Raw genomic sequence first — 23438 nt, 5'->3', positions numbered from 1 at the left:
AAGCTTCGCGCTACATCCAACGCCTCGCCATCTGCCAGTTGGCGCTTCTGATGAAAGTAACCGAACACCTGACCCGCGCCAACGGCAAAACGCTGTTTTCCTTTGAGGTGCTACCACCCAAAAAGGGCGAGAATATCCAGAACCTGTTCTCCAACATCGAGCCGCTGATGGAGTTCAAGCCGCCGTTTATTGATGTAACCTACCACCGCGAGGAGTACGTGTATCGCCAGCATCCCAACGGCCTGCTGGAAAAGAAAACCGTGCGCAAGCGGCCCGGTACCGTGGGCATCTGCGCGGCCATCAAAAACCGCTTCGACGTGGACACTGTGCCCCACCTGATCTGCGGCGGCTTCTCGAAGGAGGAAACCGAAAATGCCCTCATCGACCTGCACTTCCTGGGCATCGACAACGTGCTGGCCCTGCGCGGCGACCCGATCAAATCCGAAGGCAGCTTCAAGCCCGACCCCGACGGCCACGCCTACGCCTGCGACCTGATCGGGCAAGTGTCGGACCTCAACAAGGGTGGCTATCTGGATGAAAAACAAGATGATACCTGGGCCACTGACTTCTGCATTGGGACGGCCGGCTACCCCGAGAAGCACTTCGAGTCGCCGAACTACGGGGCCGATTTACGCTACCTCAAGCACAAAGTAGACCGTGGCGCCGACTACATCGTAACGCAGATGTTCTTCGACAACGAGCAGTTTTTCAGCTTCGAAAAGCGCTGCCGTGAGGCTGGTATCACGGTGCCCATCATTCCGGGCCTTAAGCCGCTGACTACCAAAAGCCAGCTCACGATGCTGCCCCGGGCTTTCTACCTCAATATCCCGGAGGAACTGGCCGACGCCGTGCACTTAGCCCCCGACAACGCAGCGGCCCGCGAAATCGGGATTGAATGGTGCATCAACCAGAGCCAGGAGCTGATGGCCCACGGTGTGCCCTGCCTGCACTACTACAGCATGGGTAAGTCGGAGAGCATCCGCCGGGTGGCGTCGGCGTTGTTTTAGGCGGGTTTTTCGTTGTTTGTTTTTTGTTGTTCGTAAACGGCAGCGTGCTACACGACCATCACAAACCACGAAAAACAAGCAACGAATAACGCCTATGAACCTTGACGACCTGTTTGCGCGGCTACGTGAGGCCACGGCGCCCACGGAGATAGAAGCGCTGCAAAACGGCATCTGGCAGCAATGGCTCACCACCCACGACCACCGGCTCGACAAGCACCTAGAGGTAGGCATGCGGGCTATGGCGGCCGGCGACTATACGCGTGCCATTGCCGAGTTCGATGTGCTGGTGCACGAGCGGCCCACGTACGCCGAAGGCTGGAATAAGCGTGCCACAGCCTATTATCTGCGCGGTGAATATCGGGCCTCCATCCACGACGTGCAGGAAACACTTCGGCTGGAGCCGCGTCATTTCGGCGCGTTGGCCGGCTGGGCCACCATGCACCGCATGCTCGGCGACACAGCCGGCGCGTTGCGGCTGCTGCGGCGGCTAGAGAAAGTATGCCCGCACCATCCGGGCCTGCAGGGCCAGATTCGCGACCTGCGCGACCAACTGGACGGCTTGGAAAACTGAGTATGCAACATCTTGTGTATCTGCTATAACACTTGTATATTTCCGGAATCTAACTTCTTGCCTTTGCCTGGCAGATAATCGGTTTTGAAGGCTAATCAGGCTATTCCGGGGCCTGTGCGCACTAAAACGAAGTGCTGCGCGAAGAAGAGGAGGTAGATGAAGTATTGAACTTTACCACTAAATTTTTGCTCTAGCGGCGTTCTGCTCCATTCCCCCCGGGGCTCGCCGCGACTTCCTCTTCCCACCCGTATGAAACAACTTTACTCCTTAGCGGCGCTTTGCGCCCTGTTGCTGCTATTGCTATGTCCCGGTGCTTCGGCGCAACGCCTCCGAAAAAGCGAGCTGGAAAGTGGCGAGATGGACAAAGGCCGCAAAGTAGGCGTCTGGGAATACTTCAGCTTGACCCGCGACGGCCGCCAGGTGCTGGTGCAGCGCTACGACCACACTGCCAACAAGCTGTTGTTTTATCGTCCTATCGAGGATATTCCGTACGAAGCCGAAGTGAGCCCCGGCCAGTGGACCCGCACCCGCGTGCAGCAGCCACCGCTGTTTGTGGGCGGCGAGGCGGCCCTGGCGGCCTACATGGCCAAGCTCAATTATCCGATGCAGGCCCAGAACAAAAATATTCAGGGCAAAGTACTGGTGTCTTTTGCTATCGATACACTGGGGCGCACTTCCGGCCACAAGGTGATGATGGGCATTGGAGGCGGCTGCGACGAAGAAGCCCTGCGCCTGTGCCGCACTATTCCGCCCCAGTGGATTCCGGCTCGCCTAGCTGGCCGTGCCGTGCCGGTTGTGTATGAGCTGCCATTCACGTTCCGACTGCAGCAGCGCTGAGCCTGAGCGAAAAGCACGCCTTGCAAAACGCGGCGCCGGAGTAGCTCACCTCAGCGTTAGGCAGCAGGCTTGCCGGTTGGGTGAGCTGCTCCCGGCGGCGTCTTGCCGCACATTCGGCTCGCCGCGTCCCAGGCACCTCAAAGACTGCCTAACCTCAAAGGCGGCAGGTTACGTACATTTCGTGCATGAACCTGTCCTCCACCTTCCGTCTGCTGGCGGCCACCGGCGTAGCCACCGGAGCTGCCTTATTGCTTACGTCCTGCGACACCACCCCGCGTGAGCGGCAGGAAGTAGTGCGTGATGAAGTCCGCAACCTTGATACGCTGGCCGAACGCGCTGCTGCCAAGTTGCGCGTAGTCGGCCGCCGTGCCGCCCGCTTCGATTCGGTATCGCGCGCCCGCACGCGCCAACCAGTCAGCGACCAGGCAGCCGGTGCCTTCGCCAACGAGCTGCTGGGTACTTACGCCGATATCGAGCAACTTACTGCAGCCACTATTGAGCCGGCCTTCACGCAGTTTATGCAGCAGGTGCGGGCCCGCCGCAGCACCTGGACCCAGCGCGACTGGGACTATGCCACGCTTATCAGCCGCCGCCTCAATGCCCAGTTTCGTAAGATCCGCCTTGATATAAAAGGCCGCGACGAGCTGCACATCCGGGCCCTGCAAACCGAATTTACGGCTATGGAAACCAGCCGCGACGTGAAAGACCTGCGCGAAGCCGTGCGCGAGGAGTAGCCCTGTTTTCCCTGCATTGGAGAGCTCTGCCTGGTGGTGGAGCTCTCTTTTTATGTGAGTTGTCTTATGCAAAGAGCGCCTGCAATGAATGCTACTGTCTGGCTGCTGGTCCTGTGCTTCCTAGGGAATGCCGGCCCGGTGGCTGCCCAGCGTTTGATAAAAACAGCAGAAACGGTGCCCGGTGGCATACTATGGCTAAGTCCCGGCGACCAACTACAGGTGCGCCTTACAGGAGAGGCTGGAGGGCAAGCCACGTTCCTGAACGGCCAGCCGCTACCGGAGCTGCCAGCAGAGCAGGCCAGCGGGCAGCGCGGCATCTACCAGGGTAGCTACACCGTCACGGCTGCCGATACGCTGGGCGGCCCCAACGGCCGGCCGCTGTGGCTGCACCTGCGCCTGCCTGATGGGCGCCACGACTCGCTGGCTACGATTGCGCCGGTGCGCATCCTTAACCCCAATCAGCCGCAGTTGGCTGTTACCAGGGGTGGGCTGGCTTACCTGAACTACGGCTTGGGCGAAGACCGGCTGGGTGGTGCTAAGTTCGGCTACCTCGATTCGCTGGTGGTACTGCATGTAGTGGGGCAGGCTGCAGGCCAATACCGTGTACGGCTGGCCGCCGGGCAGCAGGCGTGGGTGCCCGCCGAAGTGGTGCGGCTGCTGCCGCTGGGCGGCTTCGTGCCGGCTTCGCTCACCGGCTCGTGGAGCGTGCAGGGCGACTCACTCTACGACTATGTGCGCCTGCCGCTCAGCCAGCGCCTGCCATACCGCACGCAACTGCTGCAAAACCCTGCCCGGCTGGTCGTGGATGTATTTGGGGCCACTTCCAACACCAACTGGATAACGCAGCGCGCCGGCCTGCAAGAACTGGGCGACATCTACTATGAGCAGCCGCAGCCCGATGTATTCCGGATGGTGCTGCCACTGCGCCATCGCCAAAGTTGGGGCTACCATGTGCGTTACGTGCGTAACACGTTGGTGGTGCAGGTGGCGCGCCCACCCGCCAAACTGCATCTTAAAGGGCTGCTTGTAGCCATCGATGCCGGCCATGGCGGAACCAACACTGGCGCGGCCACTCCGGCCAGCATCCGCGAAAAAGATCTGACCCTGGCCATTGCTCAGCAGTTGCGCCAGGAGTTGGAGCGCCGAGGTGCCCGCGTGCTCATGACCCGCACCGACGACCGGACCGTGGACAACGGCGACAGGGTACTGCTGCTGCGCCAGCGCCGGCCCGCGCTACTGGTCAGCATCCACGTCAATTCGGCGGGGAGTGCGGCGGCGCGGGGCACGGCGGCCTTCTACCGCTACGTGGCGTTTCGGCCGCTGGCGGCGGCGCTCTACCAGCGCATGCAGGAGCAGACTGGCCTGCCGGGGTGGGGCTTGGTTGGTAATTTCAATTTCGGCTTGAATGGCCCCACTGAGTATCCCAACGCGCTGGTAGAAACAGCTTTTTTATCTAACCCGGAAGACGAAAAAGTGCTGACTGACCCCGCCGCCCAGCGCCAAATGGCGCAGGCTATGGCCGACGGAGTACATGATTTTCTGCAGGCGTCGCGCGCCAAAGGGCTGCGCGGCTGGCTGCACCACCAGCCGGCCGAGCAAGAGTAGCGGCGGTATCGTGTGGCCCTGTCAGAAGGAAGACGTTGCGGTTACGGTCGGACCTATAGCTTTTTAGCAAAAAATAGTTCGGCTTTTGCCTGAAATCGGCGTACAAAGCCGATATCTTCCTAAAAATCAGCCACGGCTTCGGTCGTGCTATTGGCATTTCTGTTCCTCTCACCACCAAAACCACCAAACCCATCAACTCTCATGGCAGAAGATTCCTTACTGGACCGTAGCCGCACCGTAGCTGGCCCCGGCTACAACCGTTGGCTGGTGCCGCCAGCCGCGCTGGCCGTTCACTTGGCCATTGGGCAAGCCTATGCCTTCAGCGTATTCAAAAAGCCGTTGGGCGCGCTTATCAGTGGCAACCCCGACGCGCCAGCTCCCACCGACTGGACGCCCGGGCAACTGGGGGTCATCTTCTCCATTGCTATTGTGCTGCTGGGCCTTTCGGCCGCTATTTTTGGCAAGTGGCTGGAACGGGTAGGCCCACGCAAGGCCATGATGGCGTCAGCGCTATGCTTTGGCGGTGGCTTCTTTATTGCCGCGCTGGGCGTACATCTGCACAATATCTGGCTGGTGTATTTCGGCTACGGTTTCGTGGGCGGCATCGGACTGGGCATTGGCTATATCTCGCCGGTAAGCACGCTCATCAAGTGGTTTCCGGACCGCAAAGGCGTGGCAACGGGTATGGCCATCATGGGTTTTGGTGGCGGCGCCATGATAGGGTCGCCGCTGGCTGTTATGCTCATGGACCATTTTAAAGCAGCCGGAACCGGCACGCTGGGCGTGGCCGCCACGTTCCTGGCCATGGGTCTGATTTATTTGCTGTTCATGCAGTTTGGCGTCTGGAGTATCCGGGTGCCCGCCGACGACTGGAAACCCGCAGGCTACACGCCTTCAACTGATAATAACGCCCTCATCACCACCGGCAACGTTACGGCTGACAATGCCATCAAGACGCCGCAGTTCTGGCTGCTGTGGGTGGTGCTGTGCATGAACGTAACGGCCGGTATCGGCGTGCTCGAAACAGCTTCGCCACTCATTCAGGAGTCGTTTTCTGATGGTGCCATGGGTGCCGGACGCGGCGTAACGGCGGCGGCGGCGGCGGGCTTTGTGGGTCTGCTGAGCTTGTTCAACCTGCTGGGCCGGTTCTTCTGGTCGTCGGCTTCCGATAAGCTGGGCCGCAAAACCACCTACGCCATCTACTTCGGCCTGGGTATCCTGCTGTATGCCCTGATTCCGACGCTGGGCGCCGGTGCTCAGCTCACGCTATTTGTGGTGGTATCCTGCGTGATTCTGACCATGTATGGCGGTGGTTTCGCTACCATTCCGGCCTACCTCTCCGACCTGTTCGGCAAGCTGCAGGTAGGCGCCATCCACGGGCGCTTGCTCACGGCCTGGAGTACAGCCGGCGTACTTGGCCCCGTGATTGTAAACTACCTGCATGGCAACGCCAAAGATAAAGGTCTGGTGGGTGCAGCGGCGTATCAGTCGGTATTCTACACCATGGCGGTGCTGCTGGTAGTTGGTTTGATTGCCAACCTCCTGGTGAAGCCCGTAGCGGAGCGGTATTTCGAGAAGGATGCCGCCAAAAAAGCAGTGGCCTAGCCGCTGCATCTCTCACTTCCTGAATTTGATTCGATATGGAACCAAGAACGCAGAATTCCACCGCCGATACCACGCCCAGCTCCACTGGTGCGCTGGTTATTGCCTGGCTGTTTGTGGGTGTGCCGCTGGCCTGGGGCGTTTCCCAGACCTTCATTAAGGCCCTGGCTCTGTTCAAGTAGCACCGCCCGAAATAAAGTAGCCGAAAAACAAAAGAAGCACCCCGCGGGGTGCTTCTTTTGTTTTTCGGAGTGTTGAGTATCGAGCACTAAGGATGAGCTATTCTGCTGTCGATTGTAGCTGAATACGCAGTACTTAATACCGGATACTCAATACTCCAGAAACGCCCCGCTGCATGTTCGACGAGCCCTCCGATCAGCCCATCGTGCTCCTGGCCTCTTTCGCCAATAGCATTTCGGCACATCTGGCTAAAAACCAGTTGGATGCTGCAGGTATCCCGAGCTTCCTGAGCAACGAAAACCGCCCTTACGGTCCCATATCCGGTGGCGTGCGCCTGCACGTGCGCCAGCCCGATCTGGCCGCCGCGCAGGAACTGCTGGACGCCAGCCACCCCACCATGCACGCCTTAGCTGACTCCGACGACGACGCCAGCAACGTCAGCCGCTGTCCCCGCTGCCACCACCCCGACGTAGTGTGCCGCCAGCAGCCCGAGCCTTCCGATAGCCTGTTCGTGAAGCTGCGCCTGTGGTTGCTGGCCCCCGAGAAGCCCCAATGCCACTGCTTTCACTGCGGGCTGGATTTTGAGAGGTGAAGAGGTCAGCTGGTCTTCCTTGGAAGTAATATTACTGCGCCAACGTGCATCCGTTTCCTGCGCGAGCCTCGCATCTTTGGAGCCATGAAACGTACGCTATTCTGGTTCTGTATTCTATTGCTGACCCAAGCCTGTCAGGCGCAAAGCACTGCAGATGATTTCGCCTTGGGTGAGAAGGCGCTAGACGATGGAAACACTGCTGCCGCCATCCAGCATTTCGATGCTGTGCTGAAGCAACAGCCTCGGCAGGAACGAGCGTTGGTGCTGCGAAGCAAAGCCAAATATCAGCAGCAGGATTATGAAGGGTCCCGAAAGGATTCGCAGTTGGTTTTGGACATCAATCCAGCGCAGTTTACGCCAGAGGACTACAATGCACTATGGAATCTGGGTGTGATACACAATAGCCTGCGCCAGTTTGCGAAGGCGCGGGTCTACTTCGGAAGGATGAAGCAGGCTGATTCGACTGATGTGCGGGCCTATGAACATATTGGTTACAGTTACCTGCAGGAGCGCAATTATCCGGCAGCGCTAACCGAATTTGAGCAGGCTGTTCAGGTTTCGCCTTCTGCCAAAACAAGCTTCTACGGGATTGGCAAGGCCCACATAATGCAAGGCCATTTCGAACAAGCAGTTCAGGCCTATGATCAAGCCATCAAACTGGACCCCAATTACGCTACCGCCTACGAGAATAGGGCAGCGGCCAAATACCAGCTTCAGGATTTGGTAGGTTGTTGCGCCGACCTGCAGAGGTGCCTGGATTTGGGCATGACACAGGTGGCAGAGTTTCAGAAGCAAGTATGCCGCTGATTTATGCTCCATTCTGTCCTCTACCGAAACCGCCACACTGGCAGCACCGTGCCCGCAGGGAAGTGCTCCTGTTCCGGCGGTAGCTCCAGGAAGCCACTGGAGGTGAGTAGGCTGGCCATGTCGCCGGAGCCGCCGGCCCGCTCGGGGGTGGCCAGCAGGCAGCCGTCGGGGCCGGCCTCCAGGCTCACCAGCAGAAAGTGCGTCATGGGCGGCTTGAAGTCGATGGGGTGGGTGAGGACGGCGGGCATGGGCCCGGCTCCGGCGGCCGAGGTGCCGACGGGCTGCTGCACAGCCAGCAGCCAGGGCCGGGCATAGCGGTAGAAGTTCACGAACGTGGACACCGGGTTGCCGGGCAGCGCAAACACCACCGCCCCGCCGGGCTGCTGCCCGAACCAGAACGGCTTGCCCGGCCGCTGCTTCACCTCATGAAACACCTGCTCCACGCCCAACTCCCGCAGCACTCCCGGCAGAAAATCGGCCTTGCCCATCGACACGCCCCCACTGAGCACCACCGCATCGAATCCGGCCAGCAACGCGGGCAAACCCTGGCGCAGCGCGGCGGGGTCGTCATCGAAGTGGAAGATTTCGGTGCGGGCTCCGGCGGCTTCGGCGGCGGCTTGTAGCATCAGGGCGTTGGAGCGGCGGATCTGGTGGGCCTGGGGCTGCTCAGTGATGGGCACCAACTCGTCGCCGGTGCTCACCACGGCCACCTGGGGGCGGCGCGATACAGCTACGGTGGCCGCGCCCACGGTGGCGGCCACTGCTACTTCAGCCGGCTCCAGGCGCGTACCGGCGGGCACCAGCAAGTCACCCTGGCGGCGGTCGGCGGCCTGGGGGTGCACATTGTGGCCGGCCCGGGGCGGCAGCGTCTGCACGGTGGCCCAGCGCTGTCCCGCCGCATCGGTGCGGAACGTGAGGTCCTCGTAGCGAATCACGGTATCGACGCCAGGCGGCAGCATGGCCCCGGTCATGATTTCCACAGCTGCCGTGGCCTCGCAAAGTGGCTGTGGCAACTGGCCGGCAAACTGCGTGCTGTCGATGCGGAATTCCGTCTGGCCCGCCGCTAAAGCTGCAAACTGCACGGCCATGCCATCCATAGCTACCCGGTTGAAGGGCGGAAAATCCCGGTCGGCGCGCAAATCTTCGCGCAGCATGCGGCCGGCGGCGAGGCTCAGGGAAAGATGCTCCACGCCCAGCGGGCGGATGGTGGCGGCAACGAGGCGGGTGGCTTCAGCAACGGAAATCATAGGCACGAAGGTAGAACAAGCTGTAGCTTGCGCCGTTTCTCAACGGGAAAATGGGCTGGTTGTTAGGAATGGCGGATGTGGAGACGCGACCCTTCGCGTCTCGTCGTTGGCCGGCCGGTATTGCGCAGATTAAACAACATCAGCAACGACGAGACGCGAAGGGTCGCGTCTATATATACGCCGGTAACCTCGTGCAGGCAACCCGGTTGTAGCGCGGACCTTGTAGTTCGCCCCCCCGAAAGACAGCCGCCCGAACGGCGCGGGGGCGCGAACTGCAAAGTTTACGCTACAACCAGGTTGGCTACACGCCGGTGAATTTCACGGTTACGAGGGGCGTTGTTTCGTCGCAGCGGATGAGGTGGGGCTGGGTGGCCAGCAGCGCGTCGGAGTCTTTGTAGGCGAAGTCGAACTCTTGCAGTATGCTGCTGTCGAAGTCGCCCTGGCGGTTGAGCAGTTCTGGGAAGCGCTGCCGATACGCGTCCTTTTCTGCCTTTTTGAGCGAGTGCCAGAATTTGAGCGTATCGGTGCGGCTCAACTGCCGACCCGCGCCGTGGGCGCAGCTCCAGAGGGCGGCTTCGGCGGCAGCGTGCCAGGGGTTGACCCGCACGATGAGGGAGCCCCGGCTCATTGATAGCGGAATGACCACCTCGCCACTGGCCGGCAGTTGGGTGCTGCCTTTGCGGTGAATCACGCCCTGGGGTGTAAATTCGAGCAGGTTGTGGCAGCTGTCGGCCACTACGGGAGTGCCCCCGGTCACGTACTGGTTGCGGCGCAGGAAGTCGTAGGTTTTGGCCAGAAACTCCTGCCGCCGGCTGGCCGCGTACGTGAGCACCCGCTCGTACTCCTGCTGGTACGCCAGGGTGGCCACGTCAAGCGGCAGCCATTCCTGACCGGGGTTGTGCACTTGAAGCAGCCGGACGTTTTCCTGGTGCATGTACACGCCTAGGTTGCGGCTCCCGGTGTGCACGATGACGTACAGGTACTCGGCCGATTCTTCCAGCGACAGGAAGTGGTTGCCGCCGCCCAAGCCCTCGTCGGTCATGCGGTGCACCTCCCGCTCCAGGGCCCGGTAGTGGCGGGCTTTATCGAACGGGCGCAGCACCTGCGCCCGGGGAATGCGCAGGTAGGCCACTCCACAGCCCATGTCCTTGCCAGTCACCAGCGGGTAGAAAACGTCGGTGGTCTGGAAGGCCACCCCTACCGGGATGGACCGCTCGGAGCAGTAATGAATATCGGGGAATACGGCAATCCGGCCGATGGTGGGTTGGTGCTCGAAGGCGAGCAGGGACTGTAGCGCGTTCTGCTCCACGGCGCTACAATCCGTGAAATAGACTGTTTTCACGGAGTCTTCTTTACGAAATGAATAAGCGGGGCGCGCCTCGGGGAGCAGCCGCATAGTGGGCGCGCAATCTTCAGGGTCTCAGCATAGACCGTTGCAAAGATGCTGAAAAAATTAATCCGGTAGCCGCGCTGGTTAGATAACCAGCGCGGCACCGACTGCCGGAACAGCGCGCAGTAGCGCGAACTTTGTAGTCCGCGCCCCGGAACGACAGCCGCCCGAACGGCGCGGGGACGCGAACTGCAAAGTTCGCGCTACTTTCCGGGCGGTACCTTCGTACAGGCCTTACTCTCCACTTTCCTCACTCACAAGCTGAAGCTTGTGCCCCGTATGTCTGACTCCGCTAAACTCACCCACCTCAACGACGCCGGCCAGCCCGCCATGGTGGACGTGGGCGCCAAACAACCCACCCGTCGTGTAGCGCGGGCCCGCAGCCGGGTGGTCCTCGGCCCCGAAATCATGGCGCTGGTGAAGGAAGGCGACCTGCCGACCCGCAAAGGACCCGTGTTCCAGACGGCTATTCTAGCCGGCATCATGGGGGCCAAGCGCACCTCCGAGCTGATTCCGCTGTGCCACCCGCTGGGCCTGGATAACTGCCAGGTAACCATTGAAGTGGACGGCCCTGACGCCGTGCTGATTGAGTGCACGGCCACCGTAACCGGCAAAACCGGGGTGGAAATGGAGGCCCTGACCGGTGCTTCGGTGGCGGCCCTCACTATCTACGACATGTGCAAGGCCCTCTCGCACGACATTCTCATTCAGGAAACCCGCCTCGTCAGCAAAACCGGCGGCAAACAGGACTTTCATCATGCCGGATAACGCCCCCTCCGAGAAACCCCGCACCAAGCACGCCCACCTGACCCGCCCCATTATGGGCGAGTTTGGCCGGCACGAGCTGGCTATTCTGGGTGCGCCCTGTGGCCGCATCAAGGAGCTGGCGGCCCGGCTGGTGCCGCTGCTGTCCGATACCCTGCGCGTGGCCTACGTAGATGCCGACCACGCCGCTGGCGACGATGCGGCCCAGGGTGGCAGCGGCGGTCAGGATGCCATCCTGCAGGCCGGCGCTGCGGCCGAGCTGACCGACAAAATCACCTTCACCAGGCTCGATGTGAAGCGGCCCCTCGACCGGTTCAGCCAGCCCGAGCTGCTGCTGCACCAAAACCTGGTGCTCGTGAACGGCAACCACTTCCGCGCCGCCCGGCAACTCGTCATTCTCGACCCCGCCAAGCCCGTGGAGAAGAAGCTGGACCGCCTTACCGACGTGCGCGCCCTGCTTTTGCCTGAAGGTGTGACGGAGGTGCCCGCCTACCTGCGCGCCCATCTGGCCGAGGCCAACGTGCCCATCCTGCCTTTGCATGATACCGCCGCCATTACCCAGCTGATTCAAGAGGAGTGGCAAGCTGCTGCGCCGCCGTTGCGGGGCCTCGTGCTGGCTGGCGGCCGCAGCCAGCGCATGGGGCAGGATAAGGGCAAGCTCACCTACCACGGCCAGGAGCAGCGCGCCTACGCCGCCGAGCTGCTGGCACCTTTCTGCCAGGACGTACACGTTTCCTGCCGCCCCGACCAGATAGTGGAGCTGGAATACGCCGGCCTGCGCCCCCTGCCCGATACGTTTGCCGACCTCGGCCCGCTCAGTGGTATCCTTTCGGCGATGCGTCTCGACCCCAACGCCGCCTGGCTGGTGGTGGCCTGTGACCTGCCGTTCCTCTCTGAAACCACTCTGGCCCACCTCGTGCAGCACCGCCAGCCGGCCCGCCTCGCCACGGCTTTCCAAAGCCCCGAGAACGAGTGGCCCGAGCCGCTGATCACCATCTGGGAGCCGGCCAGCTACCCGCAGCTGCTGCGCTTCCTGAGCCTAGGCTACAGCTGCCCCCGCAAAACCCTCATCAACTCCGACGTAGCCGTGCTGCCCGCCCCCGCCCCCCAGGAGCTGCGCAACGTGAACACGCCCGAGGAAGCCGAGCAGGTGCGGCAGGAACTGGAGTAACGCGGAAGAAAGAACGTCATTCCGAGCCTGCGAGGAAGCCCGCGTGCTGAAGTTGAAGCGCAAAACAGAACGTCATGCTGAGCTTGCCGAAGTATCTCTACCACAGTGCTAATCAAATAGAATAGCACTGCGGTAGAGATACTTCGGCAAGCTCAGCATGACGTTCTAGCTTTTACCTGAAAGCCAATGATTTCAGTAATCGTTACGGGTGCGCCGCTACCCACACGTCGCCGTCCTCATAGAACTCCTTTTTCCAGATGGTGACCACCTGTTTCAGGGTGTCGATGATGTACTGGCAGGCGGCGAAGCTCTCGGCGCGGTGCGGCGTGGATACGGCTACCACCACGGCCACGTCGCCGATGTGGAGAGTGCCTTTGCGGTGGATTACGGTTATGTTTTCCACCATTGGCCACTGCTCGGCGGCTTGCTCGGCTACTTTGCGGAGCTGGTGCAGGGCCATGCTGTCGTAGGCTTCGTATTCGAGGCGCACCACGGGGCGGCCGGTGCTCTTGTTGCGGACCGTGCCGATGAACGTGTTGATAGCCCCGGCTCCATCGGACTCCACGCTACGCAAAGCAGCCGTTACGTCAATGGGTTGGTCGGTGAGGTCGATGTGAATCAAGGGAAGGGGTAAGTGATGAAGAGAGTGGTGAAAAGTAAAACAGAACGTCATTCCGAACGGAGCGAGGAATCTTGCGTGCTGACGTTGTTAGGAAGGAACAATCATGCTTCATCTGGCGGCAGCTTGCCGAAGCAACTCTTCCGCTTCGTTAAAATACTCTCACAGCGTCAGCACGCGTCATTCTTCGCAAGTTCGGAATGACGTTCTGATTTTACCCGCCGCTTACCGGCGGAATCAGGGCTATTTCGTCGCGTTCCTGGAGCGGCGTATCATCGGCGGCGTACTCGTTGTTGACGGCTACGGCGAGACTGGTGAGGCGGGCCAGCTCGGGGTAGCGGGCGTGCAGATCATGAAGCAGGCCCTGGGCCGACTGACCCTCCGGAGCCGTTACTTCCAGCGTAGAGTGTCCTACTATTTCGCGGGCAATGCCAAACAAAGCAATTTTCAGGTTCATTGGTTATCTAGTAGTGCTATATGAAGCCCGTGGCTGGGTCCGATGCGGGTGGTAAAGTTTGCACCGGGCAAAGAAAAGCCAGTTAGGCCAGTGCCGGGCGGCCTTTTCCCGAACGGAAAAGACTAGTTTACGTTGTTTGTTTTGCTGCTGCCGTGCGCAGCGTTGTTTTTCCTTGCCGAGTATGTCTGCTCCCGTACCTTCCGTTCTGTTTGATAACCATGGCCGCCCGCTGGAATACCTGCGGCTGGCCGTCACGGACCGGTGCAACCTGCGCTGCTTCTACTGCATGCCCGAAGAAGGCATCAAATATCTGCCTAAGCAGGAATTGCTGACCTACGAGGAAATGGAGCGGCTGGTGGCTGTCATGGCCGGGCTGGGCGTACGCAAAGTGCGTCTGACCGGCGGGGAGCCTTTCGTACGCCGCGACTTAGTGCCGTTTATGGATCGTCTCAGCCAGATTCCGGGCATCGAGGAGTTGACCATGACCACCAACGGCGTGCTCACCGCGCCCCACGTGCCCGAGCTGGCCCGCATAGGTGTGAAAGCCGTGAACCTGAGCCTTGACACCTTGGACCGCGCCCGGTTCGCCAGTATCACCCGCCGCGACGAGCTGCCCCGTGTACTCGACACGTTCTACGCACTGCTGGCGGCCGGTATTCGGGTGAAAATCAATGCCGTGGTGATGGACGGGCAGAACACGCAAGACTTGCTGCCGCTGGCCGAGTTGACCCGCGACCTGCCCGTAGATGTGCGCTTTATCGAGGAAATGCCCTTCAACGGCGGCAGCCACGATGCGGCCTCACTGCCCTGGAATCATCACCGCATCCGGGAGCACCTGGCACTGAACCTGGGCGAGCTGACGCCTGTGGCCACCCGCTCCGGCGATACGGCCTCGCACTACACTGTAGCTGGTCATCAGGGCCGTTTGGGCATCATTGCCGCCTATTCGCGCACCTTCTGCGGCACCTGCAACCGCATCCGCCTCACCGCCGAGGGTGGCCTCAAAACCTGCCTCTACGACCAAGGCGTGCTCGATATCCGGGCGTTGCTGCGCGGCGGCTCCTCTGATGAGCAGATTGTCGAGGCCCTAAAATCGGCGTTCCGCAACCGCGCCGCCAATGGCTTTGAGGCCGAGAGCCAGCGCCCGTTGCACCAGCTCAGCTTCGAGTCGATGAGCACGATTGGGGGGTAGGTTGTTTGCGGGGCCTAGCATGTGGCTTCATCAGCACAGCAAGGCTATTACGGTTCCTGCACCGGTTTAAGCTTATTGCCACGTCCAACAGTTAGTTGAAAGTCGGAGGCGGTCCGGCGCCCGTTTATCAGAGCCGGGCCCCAAGGCGGCGTGTCCTGCACGGCTTGATCTAGCGCCCGCCGGATAGCTGCGTCGAGCGGTACCTGACTTTCGGCATTTTGTAGTGTAGCTACACCCAACTCATCAACATGTATCGTGAGTTTTACGGTGTCTCCTTTTTTCAGCTGCTGCCGAAGCGGAGACATCAGTAAGGCGGGCTCCAGGTAGTTGATAAACTGAAAGTTGTCGTACGACATGAACTGTGGCCCCTGATTGGTGGCTGCCGCGTGGCCGAACCGAGGGGTAAAAGCAATGGGTAGTTTTTTCGCTAAGTATTCAGCCGCGCTGCCGTACGCCTTTTGCGGGCTTACAAACATGCGTACGACTTCGCTGGCAGTAAACCACGGCTTATTCAGGGTATCACGAACGGCAAATATCACCGTCGGATTGGACCCCGCAATTTGAAAGCATACTACATCTGCATAGAGAAAAGGCCGGTTCGGAGAGTGCCCTAGTGATTTCCGCAGGGTGTCCGGATTTGTGACTACTTGATAGCCGTTAGCTTGTAACTTCTGACGCAAAGGGTCCAGTACCGAGGCAGAGTCCTTTACAATGCTGACCAGCAGCGGGCCACCCGGTTTAGCCAAGTGTAAGTACAGCAGTGGCTTTTGCGCCAGAGCAGGTTGTGCCCCTAACAGCAACGCCCAAATGAATACGCATGTAGATCCGGTTAGTAGCTTCTGAAGCATAGTAAAGTGTATAATCTCATCTACTCACGAAGGTAGAAAACCCTCTGCTTGTTATACACAACTCTCGTATCCTTGACCCACGACGAAACTGTTGCTAATACTGGGGCTGAACCTGACTGCATAACTCGCGGCTCCGCTGCTACACTTTTCGTCTGCCACACCTCCGGTAGCCCGCCTCCCGCACAATGACCGTATTCCTAATCTGCCTGCTATTGTTCAACCTGCTGTGCTTTCTGCTTTTTGCCCTCGATAAACAGAAAGCCCAGAACAACCAGCGGCGCATTCCCGAAAAAACACTGCACTTCGCCACGCTGCCGGGCGCGGCACCTGGCGCGTGGGCAGCAATTCTGCTGCTACACCACAAAAACCGCAAATCTGCTTTTTGGGGCATCACCTTGGCGCTGACGCTACTGCAGGGGGCAGTGTTCTATTTCATGTGGCCCCATTTGCAGGCTTCATTCTAACCGGTCCAAGGCGGCATGCCGACAATCGGGCTATACCTACGGTAAGCAATGGGCATAGCGGTTATACGACCGTAAACCGATTGACTTTCTGTCAAAGTATAAAGCAGCCTGCCATGTGGTGCCGTCTGCCGCTACTTGCCCAGCCCCACCCAGCCGCGCTGCATGGCATAGTGCAACGCTGTGCCTACTACCAAACCTACCAAGTATCCATACGGCAGCCCACTGCACAGCAAGCCTACCAGCACTGCTAGCAGCAGCGCAGCCCGCGAGTCGCTGATGTCGCGCAGCAGGGTGGCCAGTGTCAGGGCCTCAAACAGCAGCAGCACGCCCAGAATGGGCAGCGGGAAAATCTGGACCAGTTGCTGAAAACCTTGGCTGAAGAACAAACCCAGCACCACGAACAGCGTGCCGTAGAGCACCACCGAGCCGCCTGTGCGCCCGCCAAACGTGTAATGCCCCACCATACCGCCCGAGCCGTGGCAGACCGGAAAGCCGCCCAGAAATGGGTTCAAGAGGTTCATGAGGCCGTAGGTGAAGCTGATTTGCCGCACCGTGAGGCGGCGCTCCGGAAAATAGTCTTCCACCACCTGCCGGGTTGCCAGCACCGAGTTGCCCAACGACAGCGGAATCTGGGGCAGTGCCAGCAGCACTGCGCCTGTCAGCACATCCGCCGCCTGCGGTACGTGCCAAGAGGGCAGCTGCAGCCCGATAGCGCGGGTGGCGGTAGCATAGTCCAGTTGAAACAGCAGGCCATATGCCACCCCCAGAGCCAGTACTACCAGCGCGGCTGGCCAGCGCCGGTTGCCCAGCAGCAACACCGTCAGCACAAATGCGGCCGTGGCCAGCGCGTAGCCCGGCAGGCCGGCGGCGGGCACATATTCCTTGAGCGCCAGCGTGGCCAACTGCAGCGCCAGCCCAAACTGAATACCTCGGATAACAGGCTTGGGCACCAGCCGCGCCACCGCATCAATCAGCCCTGAAACCGACAGCACCAGCATACTCACGCCAATAGCCAGCCCACCCCCGGATATCACGCGTCCCGGAATCTTCTGAGCAATAACTAGGGCCGCAAAGGCCTTCAGCGGCTGCACGGGCATCGGCATGCCATACCATACGCCCGAGAAAATCTGCATCAGCCCAAACATAATGAGTACGCCTGCGCTGTTGATGCCCGAAGCAGCTATAACACCGATAAGCAATGGCAAATCGGTACCCAATCCTGCCAACGCCCCGGCCAGCTCGTTACGGTCGAAACGAAGGCGTGGGCGGACAGCGGCGGGAGCGGTAAGCGGCATAAGTAACGGATGAGAGAGAATAAGGCAATGCAAAGAAGCGGGTACACATCTTGTCGTTGCGGGCGGTGGTTAGCTGGCGCAGTTTGGTGTGGCCTTGGCCATTGCGTTGGAACGTCATGCTGAGCGTGTGGCGCATCAAGCCAGGGACCAAAGCATCTTCACCGCTTCGTTGCATTGCCCTTCAATTAGGCAGAGGTAGAGATGCTGCAATTTCGCCTCCGGCTTGGCTCTGCGTGACGTTATTTACATTTCACTTCATTATTTCCTTGCTCATTTCTGCATCCTCCCAGGCCAGTATACCGCCTTCCAGATTTAGCAGGTTGGTAAGGCCAAAATTATTTTGTAGGCGCTCTACGGCCTGGGTGCTGCGGGCACCGCTGCGGCAGTACACCACCACCGGATAATGCTTGGGCAACGTGGCCACGCCGCGCTCCAGGCTGCTTAGGGGCATCAGTGTGGCACCAGGCAGGTGGCCGGCGGCATATTCGTGAGGCTCGCGCACATCCAGAAGAAACGGCGGGTGCGCCGAGGCCAACTGCTCGTGCAGCTCTGCTACCGAAATGCTGGTGATGCCCGGACCGCATAAATCAGCATAGTCAGCAGTATTGGCGGTATCGAGGTTGATGAGGGCCTGCTCAGCGCGGCGCGCAAATTTGAGGGCGCGGGTCTGGAACGTGAGGGCATCGAACAGCCATAGCCGGCCACTAAGCACCTCCCCCAGCTGTAGCAGCACCTTTAGCGCCTCGGTAGCCTGCGCCATGCCCACCAAGCCAGGCAACACGCCCAGCACGCCGGTAGCGTCGCAGTTGGGGGCTTCGGCGGCGGAGGGTGGCTGCGGAAACAGACAGCGGTAGGTGGGGCCACCTTGGTAGTTGAACACCGAAACCTGCCCCTCAAACTTATAGATGGCCCCCGAAACCAAGGGCTTGCCAAAGCTCACGCAGGCATCGTTGAGCAGGTAGCGGGTTGGAAAGTTGTCTGAGCCGTCAATTACCACGTCAAACTTGCCAACCAGTTCGCGCACGTTGCCCAGGGTCAGGCGGCAGCCAAACACCTCAGTGTTCACCAGAGGGTTGAGACGGTGGATGGCCTGTGCGGCGGTGGCGGCTTTGGGCTGGCCCAGGTCGGCGGGGCCATACAGAATCTGCCGCTGCAAGTTGCTGCGGTCCACTTTGTCGGCGTCCACGATGCCCAGTGTGCCTACGCCGGCGGCGGCCAGGTACTGCAGAATGGGGCAGCCTAGGCCACCGGCTCCCACCACCAGCACACGGGCGGCCTTCAGCTTCTGCTGGCCTGCTTCTCCAATTTCGGGTAGCTGCAGGTGTCGACGGTAAATCTGGCGTTCTTCGGAGGTAAGCATGCACAGGGTAGAAAGAGAAATGCAGCGCCAAGAAACAGCAACGGCTGTCAGGCAAGTCAATTACAAACAAAACACAGCAAGCACTGCATTTTGCCGTATAGTAGCTAACTGCTACAGTACCAGCTAAGCTGGGAGGACATCGTTTCGCCTTGCGCGGGCTGCAACGGGCCTTTTATCTTCAGCAAGGCAATAAAGAAGTCTGCAAGGGCAGAAACTAAAAATTCCGGTTTTGCGGGTAGCAAACACCGTCTGGCCTCACCAAGCTCAAACTTACTTTCCACCGATAAGGTTAAGTAGTCAGCACATTTCTGCGCCCTGCCTACACTACCCGATACCTGGTTTCTCCTTTCCTCTGCCTGTGTCAACTCCTGTTTTCCTTCCGCCTACCAGCTACGAGTACGTGACCGTGCACCGCGTGCAAGGTACCGCCGCCGTAGAGGCCTCCGATGTGCTGGCGGCTGAGGAGCCACTGGAAATACGGGTGGGCTACGGGCCTGCAGAACAGCGGGAACACCGGACCCTAAGCATCACCATGCGCACCCCCGGCCACGACTTCGAGCTGGCGGCGGGCTTCCTGTTCACCGAAGGCATTATTCGGAGCCGCCAGGAGTTGCAGGGAATTCTCTATTGCCCTGATGTGGAAAAGGAAGAAGAACGCGAAAATGTGGTGCGTGCTGAGCTAACCCCTACTGCTCTGCCCGACCTTCCTCGGCTGGAGCGTCACTTTTACACCAGCAGCAGTTGCGGAGTATGCGGCAAAACCAGCATCGAAGCAGTACACGCCGCTGCCTGTCCGGTACTGCCGGCGCACGGTCCCCACGTTGCCGCCGCTGTTATTCACCAGTTGCCGGAGCGGCAACGTGCAGCGCAGGAGCTGTTCGAGCAAACCGGCGGCTTGCATGCGGCCGCCCTGTTCTCGCCTGAAGGCGACCTGCTGCTGCTGCGCGAGGATGTCGGCCGCCACAACGCCCTCGATAAAGTAATTGGTGCGGCGCTGTTTCAGGAGCTACTGCCGCTGCACAACGCCATTCTGCTGGTGAGCGGCCGGGCCTCGTTCGAGTTGGTGCAAAAAGCGGCTGTTGCTGGCATACCGGTACTTGCTGCCGTAGGAGCGCCCAGTTCCCTGGCTGTATCTGCAGCCCGCAATTTCGGCATGACCCTTTGTGGCTTTGTGCGCCAGAGCCGTTACAACATCTATTGCCACGAATGGCGGATTGTGGGAGTTAGTGACGAGGCAGGATAACTCCTTCCTGTTATTGCCGTTCCTCCATTATACCTGCTTCCCATCACCAGATACTACATGAAACTCCGCCTCGAAGACAACACCCTGCGCCTGCGCCTCGACCCACCCGAAATAGTGGATTTTGCGCAGCATGGCCGTCTCGAAACCGTAGTGCCGTTGGGGTTGCTGGCCAGTGAGCAATTGCGCTACAGCTTGGAGCGCACTGCCGATGCTTCGGCCCTCACCCTGCAACACCAGGCCGGCCATATTCGGGTGCTGCTGCCCGCTGATCTGGCTGATGCCTGGACTTCTACCAGCCAAGTGAGTTTGCGCGGCTCATTGAATGTCACTGACAACCAAGTGTTGTATATTTTGGTAGAAAAAGACCTTGGCTGTAAACACTAAGCTGTCGGTTCCTTTCTTCACGTACTCCTCTTTCCACCGCTATTTTTTCTACTCATGGAAGATTCCCCCGTCACGGACCCCAGCAAAGCTGGCAAACAGCACGAGCAGGCCGCCAGCAACTCCCCTAAAAGCGGTGAGCGGCCCGACCAGGGCGAGGCGCCCGTAGCCGACTATGAGATTCCCAACGCCGACAAGCCCACCAAAGCCAGCCACGAAGCCAGCGCCGACATGCCTCAGCAGCATATTCCCGCCCCCGAAACGGCCAACGCCAAGTACCTGTTTCCTGTTCTGGCACAGCCCCCCGAGGCACTAACTGGCCTGCGGCTGGAAGAGCGTGCCAAGGTCGCTGCCGGCGTTACGGCCGTTATTAAGTCCATGCAGTTCAGTTGGAGCGAAGGCGGCGTAGGCCGGGGCTCCAAGGCATTGCTGGGGATGAACCAAAAGGATGGCTTCGACTGCTCCAGCTGCGCCTGGCCCGACCCCGACGAGCACCGTTCCGTGGCTGAGTTCTGCGAAAACGGCGCCAAAGCCACTGCCTCCGACGCCGACGATAAAGCTGCCGGTCCCGAGTTTTTTGCTAAGCACAGTTTGGCTCAACTCTCACGCATGACTGACCGCGACCAGAACAACGCCGGCCGCCTCACGCACCCAATGGTGAAGCGCCCCGGCGACAATCATTACTCGCCCATCGAGTGGCCTGCCGCGTTCCAGATAATTGCCGATGAGCTTAATGCCCTGAAGTCGCCTGATGAGGCTGCGTTCTACACTTCAGGCAAAGTGCCCAACGAGCCGGCTTTCCTGTTCCAGTTGTTTGTGCGCCAGTTTGGCACCAACAACCTGCCCGACTGCTCCAACATGTGCCACGAGAGCAGCGGCTCGGCGTTGAGCCCCACACTGGGCTTGGGCAAAGGCTCCGTCACGCTCAATGACATCCACGAAGCCGAGGTCATTCTTATCATCGGCCAGAATCCGGGCACCAACCATCCGCGCATGCTCACGGCGCTGCAAAAGGCCAAGCGCAACGGTGCCAAAATCATCAGCATCAACCCGCTGATTGAAGCTGGACTGGTAGCTTTCAAGAATCCGCAGGATTTCATGAACCCGCTGCGCGCCTTGGGCGCGCTCATGGGCGACGGTACTCAAATCACCGACCTGTATCTGCAGGTGCGCGTAAATGGCGACATGGCTTTGCTGCGCGGCATCATGAAGCACCTGTTTGAGGCAGAAGACCGCAACCCAGGTCAGGTAGTCGACCGCGCCTTCGTGGCCGAGCACACCACGGGCTTCGAGTCTTTCGAGCAGAACATCCGCAACACTTCCTGGGAAGACATCGAGGAGCAGAGCGGCGTTTCGCGGGCCCAGTTGCTGGAAGCCGCCAACATTATAGCTACCAAGCAGAAAATCATTACCTGCTGGGCAATGGGCGTCACGCAGCAGCGCAACGGCGTGCAGACCATCCAGGAAATCGTGAATCTGCAGCTCATGAAAGGTGCCATCGGTAAGCCCGGTGCCGGCACCTGCCCCGTCCGTGGCCACTCCAACGTGCAAGGCGACCGGACCATGGGCATCTGGGAGCGGGTGCACTCCGGCTTCATCGATGCCCTGGAAAAGGAATTCACCTTCACTGCCCCCCGCGAAGATGGCCTCGACGTAGTGGAAACCATCAAGGGCATGGTTGATGGCCGTATCAAGGTCTACTTCAGCCTCGGCGGCAACCTGCTGGCCGCTGGCCCCGATACCGAGCTGATTGCCGACGGCATGCGCAAGCAAAACTTGACTGTGTTCGTGGGCACCAAGCTCAACCGCGGCCACCTAGTCACGGGCAAAACCAGCTTGCTGCTGCCATGCTTCACCCACGCTGACATCGACATGCAACGCTCAGGCCAGCAAATGACCTCTTGCGAGAACTCCATGGGGGTTGTTAGCCAGAATAAGGGAATCTTGGTGCCGTTAGCGGGGCAGATGATGAGCGAGGTAGCCATTATCAGTGGCGTTGCCATTGCCACGCTCGGCCAGAAAACCAATATCAACGACTGGGTGGCTATGACGGAAAACTACGACGTCATCCGCGACCATATCAGCCGCGTGATTCCGGGATTCGAAAATTTCAACGAAAAGCTGCGTCGCCCCGGCGGGTTCTACCTGCCCAACGGCCCCCGTGAGCGGAAGTTCACCACGAAAAACGGCAAGGCCAATTTCACCACCACGGAGCTGCCCCGGCATGTCCTGCAACCCGACCAACTGGTGCTGATGACCGTACGCAGCCACGACCAATTCAACACTACTATATACGAGTACCATGACCGTTACCGGGGCATCCATAACGAACGGCGCGTATTGTTCATGAACCAGCAGGACATGACCGACCGTGGCCTCAAGGCCCAAGATCTAATTGACATCACCAGCCACTTTGAAGGCGAGCAGCGCACAGTGGAAAAGTTCTTGGCCATACCCTATGATATCCCGAAGGGCAATGTGGCCGCCTACTTCCCGGAGGCTAACCCCCTGGTACCGATTTCAAGCGTGGCCAAAGTAAGCAACACGCCTACCTCGAAGTACGTCATCGTAACAGTGGTGCCGGCCCATAAAACAGTAGGGGCACCCGTAGAGCTGCGTATGGCAGCAGAAACCACAGCCTGATCTAGCCTCGGTGCAGGTCAGTAGCTCTGGTTTCGAAGGATATGGTGGCCCATTCTACCAGGCAACAGTCAACGTAAACGGCTAACCGTTCAAACACCTCTTTTCCCTGCCAATCAGGTAGGAAAAAGAGGTGTTTTAATTTTAAACATGACTGATCCGCCGGCGCCACCAGAAATTCTCGAGCCAGAGCGAACTTTTCTTTGGTCTCAAATAGTTACTCCTCAGCGCACTGCTAAAATCCGGTACCAAGCGCCACTTAATTGTCCTACGTATTTTCTTTGCAACCTGCTTGCACAGGGAAAACTGAGTATGTACTTTTGCACTCCCAATCCGAAACGCGGTACGGGAAAAGGCCCTACGGCCAGCGCTGAAAGAATGTTTTTTTGCGGTTGCAAATCCCGGGGAAGTTCACTTACCTTTGCAGCCCG

At 59.7% G+C, this 23438-nt stretch carries 25 protein-coding genes; 16 read left to right on the top strand and 9 right to left on the bottom strand.

The window, feature by feature from the left end:
• The first annotated feature begins 50 nt into the window (after positions 1-50).
• From metF to H8B14_RS17210, 9 genes are all read left to right on the top strand, one after another.
• The gene (metF, locus tag H8B14_RS17250) at positions 51-1007 is read left to right on the top strand and encodes a methylenetetrahydrofolate reductase [NAD(P)H] (RefSeq protein WP_187316915.1); all 957 of its coding nucleotides are present in this window, start codon (positions 51-53) and stop codon (positions 1005-1007) included.
• A 94-nt stretch (positions 1008-1101) separates the two neighbouring features.
• Positions 1102-1578 (top strand): tetratricopeptide repeat protein, encoded by a 477-nt coding sequence (locus H8B14_RS17245; RefSeq protein ID WP_187316914.1) that lies wholly within the window; start codon positions 1102-1104, stop codon positions 1576-1578.
• A 249-nt stretch (positions 1579-1827) separates the two neighbouring features.
• A complete protein-coding gene (locus tag H8B14_RS17240; RefSeq protein ID WP_187316913.1) occupies positions 1828-2415 on the top strand; it encodes an energy transducer TonB in 588 nt (195 codons plus the stop codon).
• Positions 2416-2600: 185 nt separating this feature from the next.
• Complete coding sequence (locus H8B14_RS17235) at positions 2601-3149, top strand: hypothetical protein (protein ID WP_187316912.1); 549 nt, start codon at positions 2601-2603, stop codon at positions 3147-3149.
• Between the two features lie 84 nt (positions 3150-3233).
• On the top strand, positions 3234-4754 hold the full coding sequence (locus tag H8B14_RS17230; protein WP_187316911.1) for an N-acetylmuramoyl-L-alanine amidase: 1521 nt from the start codon (positions 3234-3236) through the stop codon (positions 4752-4754).
• 201 nt (positions 4755-4955) lie between these two features.
• On the top strand, positions 4956-6359 hold the full coding sequence (locus H8B14_RS17225; protein ID WP_187316910.1) for an OFA family MFS transporter: 1404 nt from the start codon (positions 4956-4958) through the stop codon (positions 6357-6359).
• A 35-nt stretch (positions 6360-6394) separates the two neighbouring features.
• Entirely contained in the window at positions 6395-6538 is a 144-nt protein-coding gene (locus H8B14_RS17220; RefSeq protein WP_187316909.1) for an MFS transporter small subunit, read from the top strand.
• A 173-nt stretch (positions 6539-6711) separates the two neighbouring features.
• Positions 6712-7128: a putative signal transducing protein gene (locus H8B14_RS17215; protein WP_187316908.1), complete on the top strand. Its 417-nt coding sequence runs from the start codon at positions 6712-6714 to the stop codon at positions 7126-7128.
• 84 nt (positions 7129-7212) lie between these two features.
• A complete protein-coding gene (locus H8B14_RS17210; RefSeq protein WP_187316907.1) occupies positions 7213-7935 on the top strand; it encodes a tetratricopeptide repeat protein in 723 nt (240 codons plus the stop codon).
• Positions 7936-7955: 20 nt separating this feature from the next.
• Here the strand turns inward: H8B14_RS17210 and H8B14_RS17205 are convergent, their stop codons facing one another.
• Together H8B14_RS17205 and H8B14_RS17200 are read right to left on the bottom strand one after the other, a co-directional pair.
• Positions 7956-9182 (bottom strand): molybdopterin molybdotransferase MoeA, encoded by a 1227-nt coding sequence (locus H8B14_RS17205; protein WP_187316906.1) that lies wholly within the window; start codon positions 9180-9182, stop codon positions 7956-7958.
• Positions 9183-9483: 301 nt separating this feature from the next.
• Positions 9484-10524: an RtcB family protein gene (locus tag H8B14_RS17200; RefSeq protein ID WP_187316905.1), complete on the bottom strand. Its 1041-nt coding sequence runs from the start codon at positions 10522-10524 to the stop codon at positions 9484-9486.
• 327 nt (positions 10525-10851) lie between these two features.
• Between H8B14_RS17200 and moaC the strand changes: the two genes are divergently transcribed.
• Together moaC and H8B14_RS20915 are read left to right on the top strand one after the other, a co-directional pair.
• The gene (gene moaC, locus H8B14_RS17195; RefSeq protein ID WP_187316904.1) at positions 10852-11340 is read left to right on the top strand and encodes a cyclic pyranopterin monophosphate synthase MoaC; all 489 of its coding nucleotides are present in this window, start codon (positions 10852-10854) and stop codon (positions 11338-11340) included.
• Positions 11330-12508, top strand: a complete 1179-nt coding sequence (locus H8B14_RS20915; protein WP_222840639.1) for an NTP transferase domain-containing protein — start codon at positions 11330-11332, stop codon at positions 12506-12508. The genes moaC and H8B14_RS20915 overlap by 11 nt, the downstream gene beginning before the upstream one ends.
• A gap of 202 nt (positions 12509-12710) precedes the next feature.
• Here the strand turns inward: H8B14_RS20915 and H8B14_RS17185 are convergent, their stop codons facing one another.
• A complete protein-coding gene (locus H8B14_RS17185; RefSeq protein ID WP_187316903.1) occupies positions 12711-13130 on the bottom strand; it encodes a molybdenum cofactor biosynthesis protein MoaE in 420 nt (139 codons plus the stop codon).
• A 211-nt stretch (positions 13131-13341) separates the two neighbouring features.
• A complete protein-coding gene (locus tag H8B14_RS17180) occupies positions 13342-13584 on the bottom strand; it encodes a MoaD/ThiS family protein (RefSeq protein WP_187316902.1) in 243 nt (80 codons plus the stop codon).
• A gap of 181 nt (positions 13585-13765) precedes the next feature.
• Between H8B14_RS17180 and moaA the strand changes: the two genes are divergently transcribed.
• Positions 13766-14776, top strand: coding sequence for a GTP 3',8-cyclase MoaA (gene moaA, locus H8B14_RS17175; protein ID WP_187316901.1), 1011 nt, complete (start codon positions 13766-13768; stop codon positions 14774-14776).
• 47 nt (positions 14777-14823) lie between these two features.
• On the opposite strand, the gene H8B14_RS17170 is transcribed toward moaA, so the two are convergent.
• A complete protein-coding gene (locus H8B14_RS17170) occupies positions 14824-15624 on the bottom strand; it encodes a hypothetical protein (protein WP_187316900.1) in 801 nt (266 codons plus the stop codon).
• A 185-nt stretch (positions 15625-15809) separates the two neighbouring features.
• Here H8B14_RS17170 and H8B14_RS17165 point away from each other — a divergent pair, with 185 nt between their 5' ends.
• Complete coding sequence (locus H8B14_RS17165) at positions 15810-16088, top strand: DUF1294 domain-containing protein (protein ID WP_187316899.1); 279 nt, start codon at positions 15810-15812, stop codon at positions 16086-16088.
• A 131-nt stretch (positions 16089-16219) separates the two neighbouring features.
• Here the strand turns inward: H8B14_RS17165 and H8B14_RS17160 are convergent, their stop codons facing one another.
• From H8B14_RS17160 to moeB, 3 genes are all read right to left on the bottom strand, one after another.
• Positions 16220-17383, bottom strand: coding sequence for a putative sulfate/molybdate transporter (locus tag H8B14_RS17160; RefSeq protein WP_187316898.1), 1164 nt, complete (start codon positions 17381-17383; stop codon positions 16220-16222).
• Positions 17331-17558, bottom strand: coding sequence for a hypothetical protein (locus tag H8B14_RS17155; RefSeq protein ID WP_187316897.1), 228 nt, complete (start codon positions 17556-17558; stop codon positions 17331-17333). The genes H8B14_RS17160 and H8B14_RS17155 overlap by 53 nt, the downstream gene beginning before the upstream one ends.
• 75 nt (positions 17559-17633) lie before the next feature.
• Positions 17634-18743: a molybdopterin-synthase adenylyltransferase MoeB gene (moeB, locus tag H8B14_RS17150; protein WP_187316896.1), complete on the bottom strand. Its 1110-nt coding sequence runs from the start codon at positions 18741-18743 to the stop codon at positions 17634-17636.
• A gap of 358 nt (positions 18744-19101) precedes the next feature.
• Between moeB and fdhD the strand changes: the two genes are divergently transcribed.
• The 3 genes from fdhD to H8B14_RS17135 are packed head-to-tail and all read left to right on the top strand — an operon-like array spanning position 19102 to position 23010.
• Positions 19102-19986 carry a formate dehydrogenase accessory sulfurtransferase FdhD gene (fdhD, locus tag H8B14_RS17145; RefSeq protein WP_187316895.1) on the top strand — a complete coding sequence of 295 codons (885 nt, stop codon included), beginning with the start codon at positions 19102-19104 and terminating at the stop codon, positions 19984-19986.
• Positions 19987-20043: 57 nt separating this feature from the next.
• The gene (locus H8B14_RS17140; protein ID WP_187316894.1) at positions 20044-20370 is read left to right on the top strand and encodes a DUF7009 family protein; all 327 of its coding nucleotides are present in this window, start codon (positions 20044-20046) and stop codon (positions 20368-20370) included.
• A gap of 54 nt (positions 20371-20424) precedes the next feature.
• Positions 20425-23010, top strand: a complete 2586-nt coding sequence (locus H8B14_RS17135; RefSeq protein WP_187316893.1) for an FdhF/YdeP family oxidoreductase — start codon at positions 20425-20427, stop codon at positions 23008-23010.
• Positions 23011-23231: 221 nt separating this feature from the next.
• Here the strand turns inward: H8B14_RS17135 and H8B14_RS20910 are convergent.
• Positions 23232-23438: hypothetical protein (locus tag H8B14_RS20910; RefSeq protein ID WP_222840638.1), on the bottom strand; the 207-nt coding region annotated here is incomplete at its 5' end.

The sequence above is a fragment of the Hymenobacter puniceus genome (assembly GCF_014333525.1).
GTDB lineage: Bacteria > Bacteroidota > Bacteroidia > Cytophagales > Hymenobacteraceae > Hymenobacter.
This window is presented reverse-complemented; position numbering and strand designations above follow the sequence as displayed.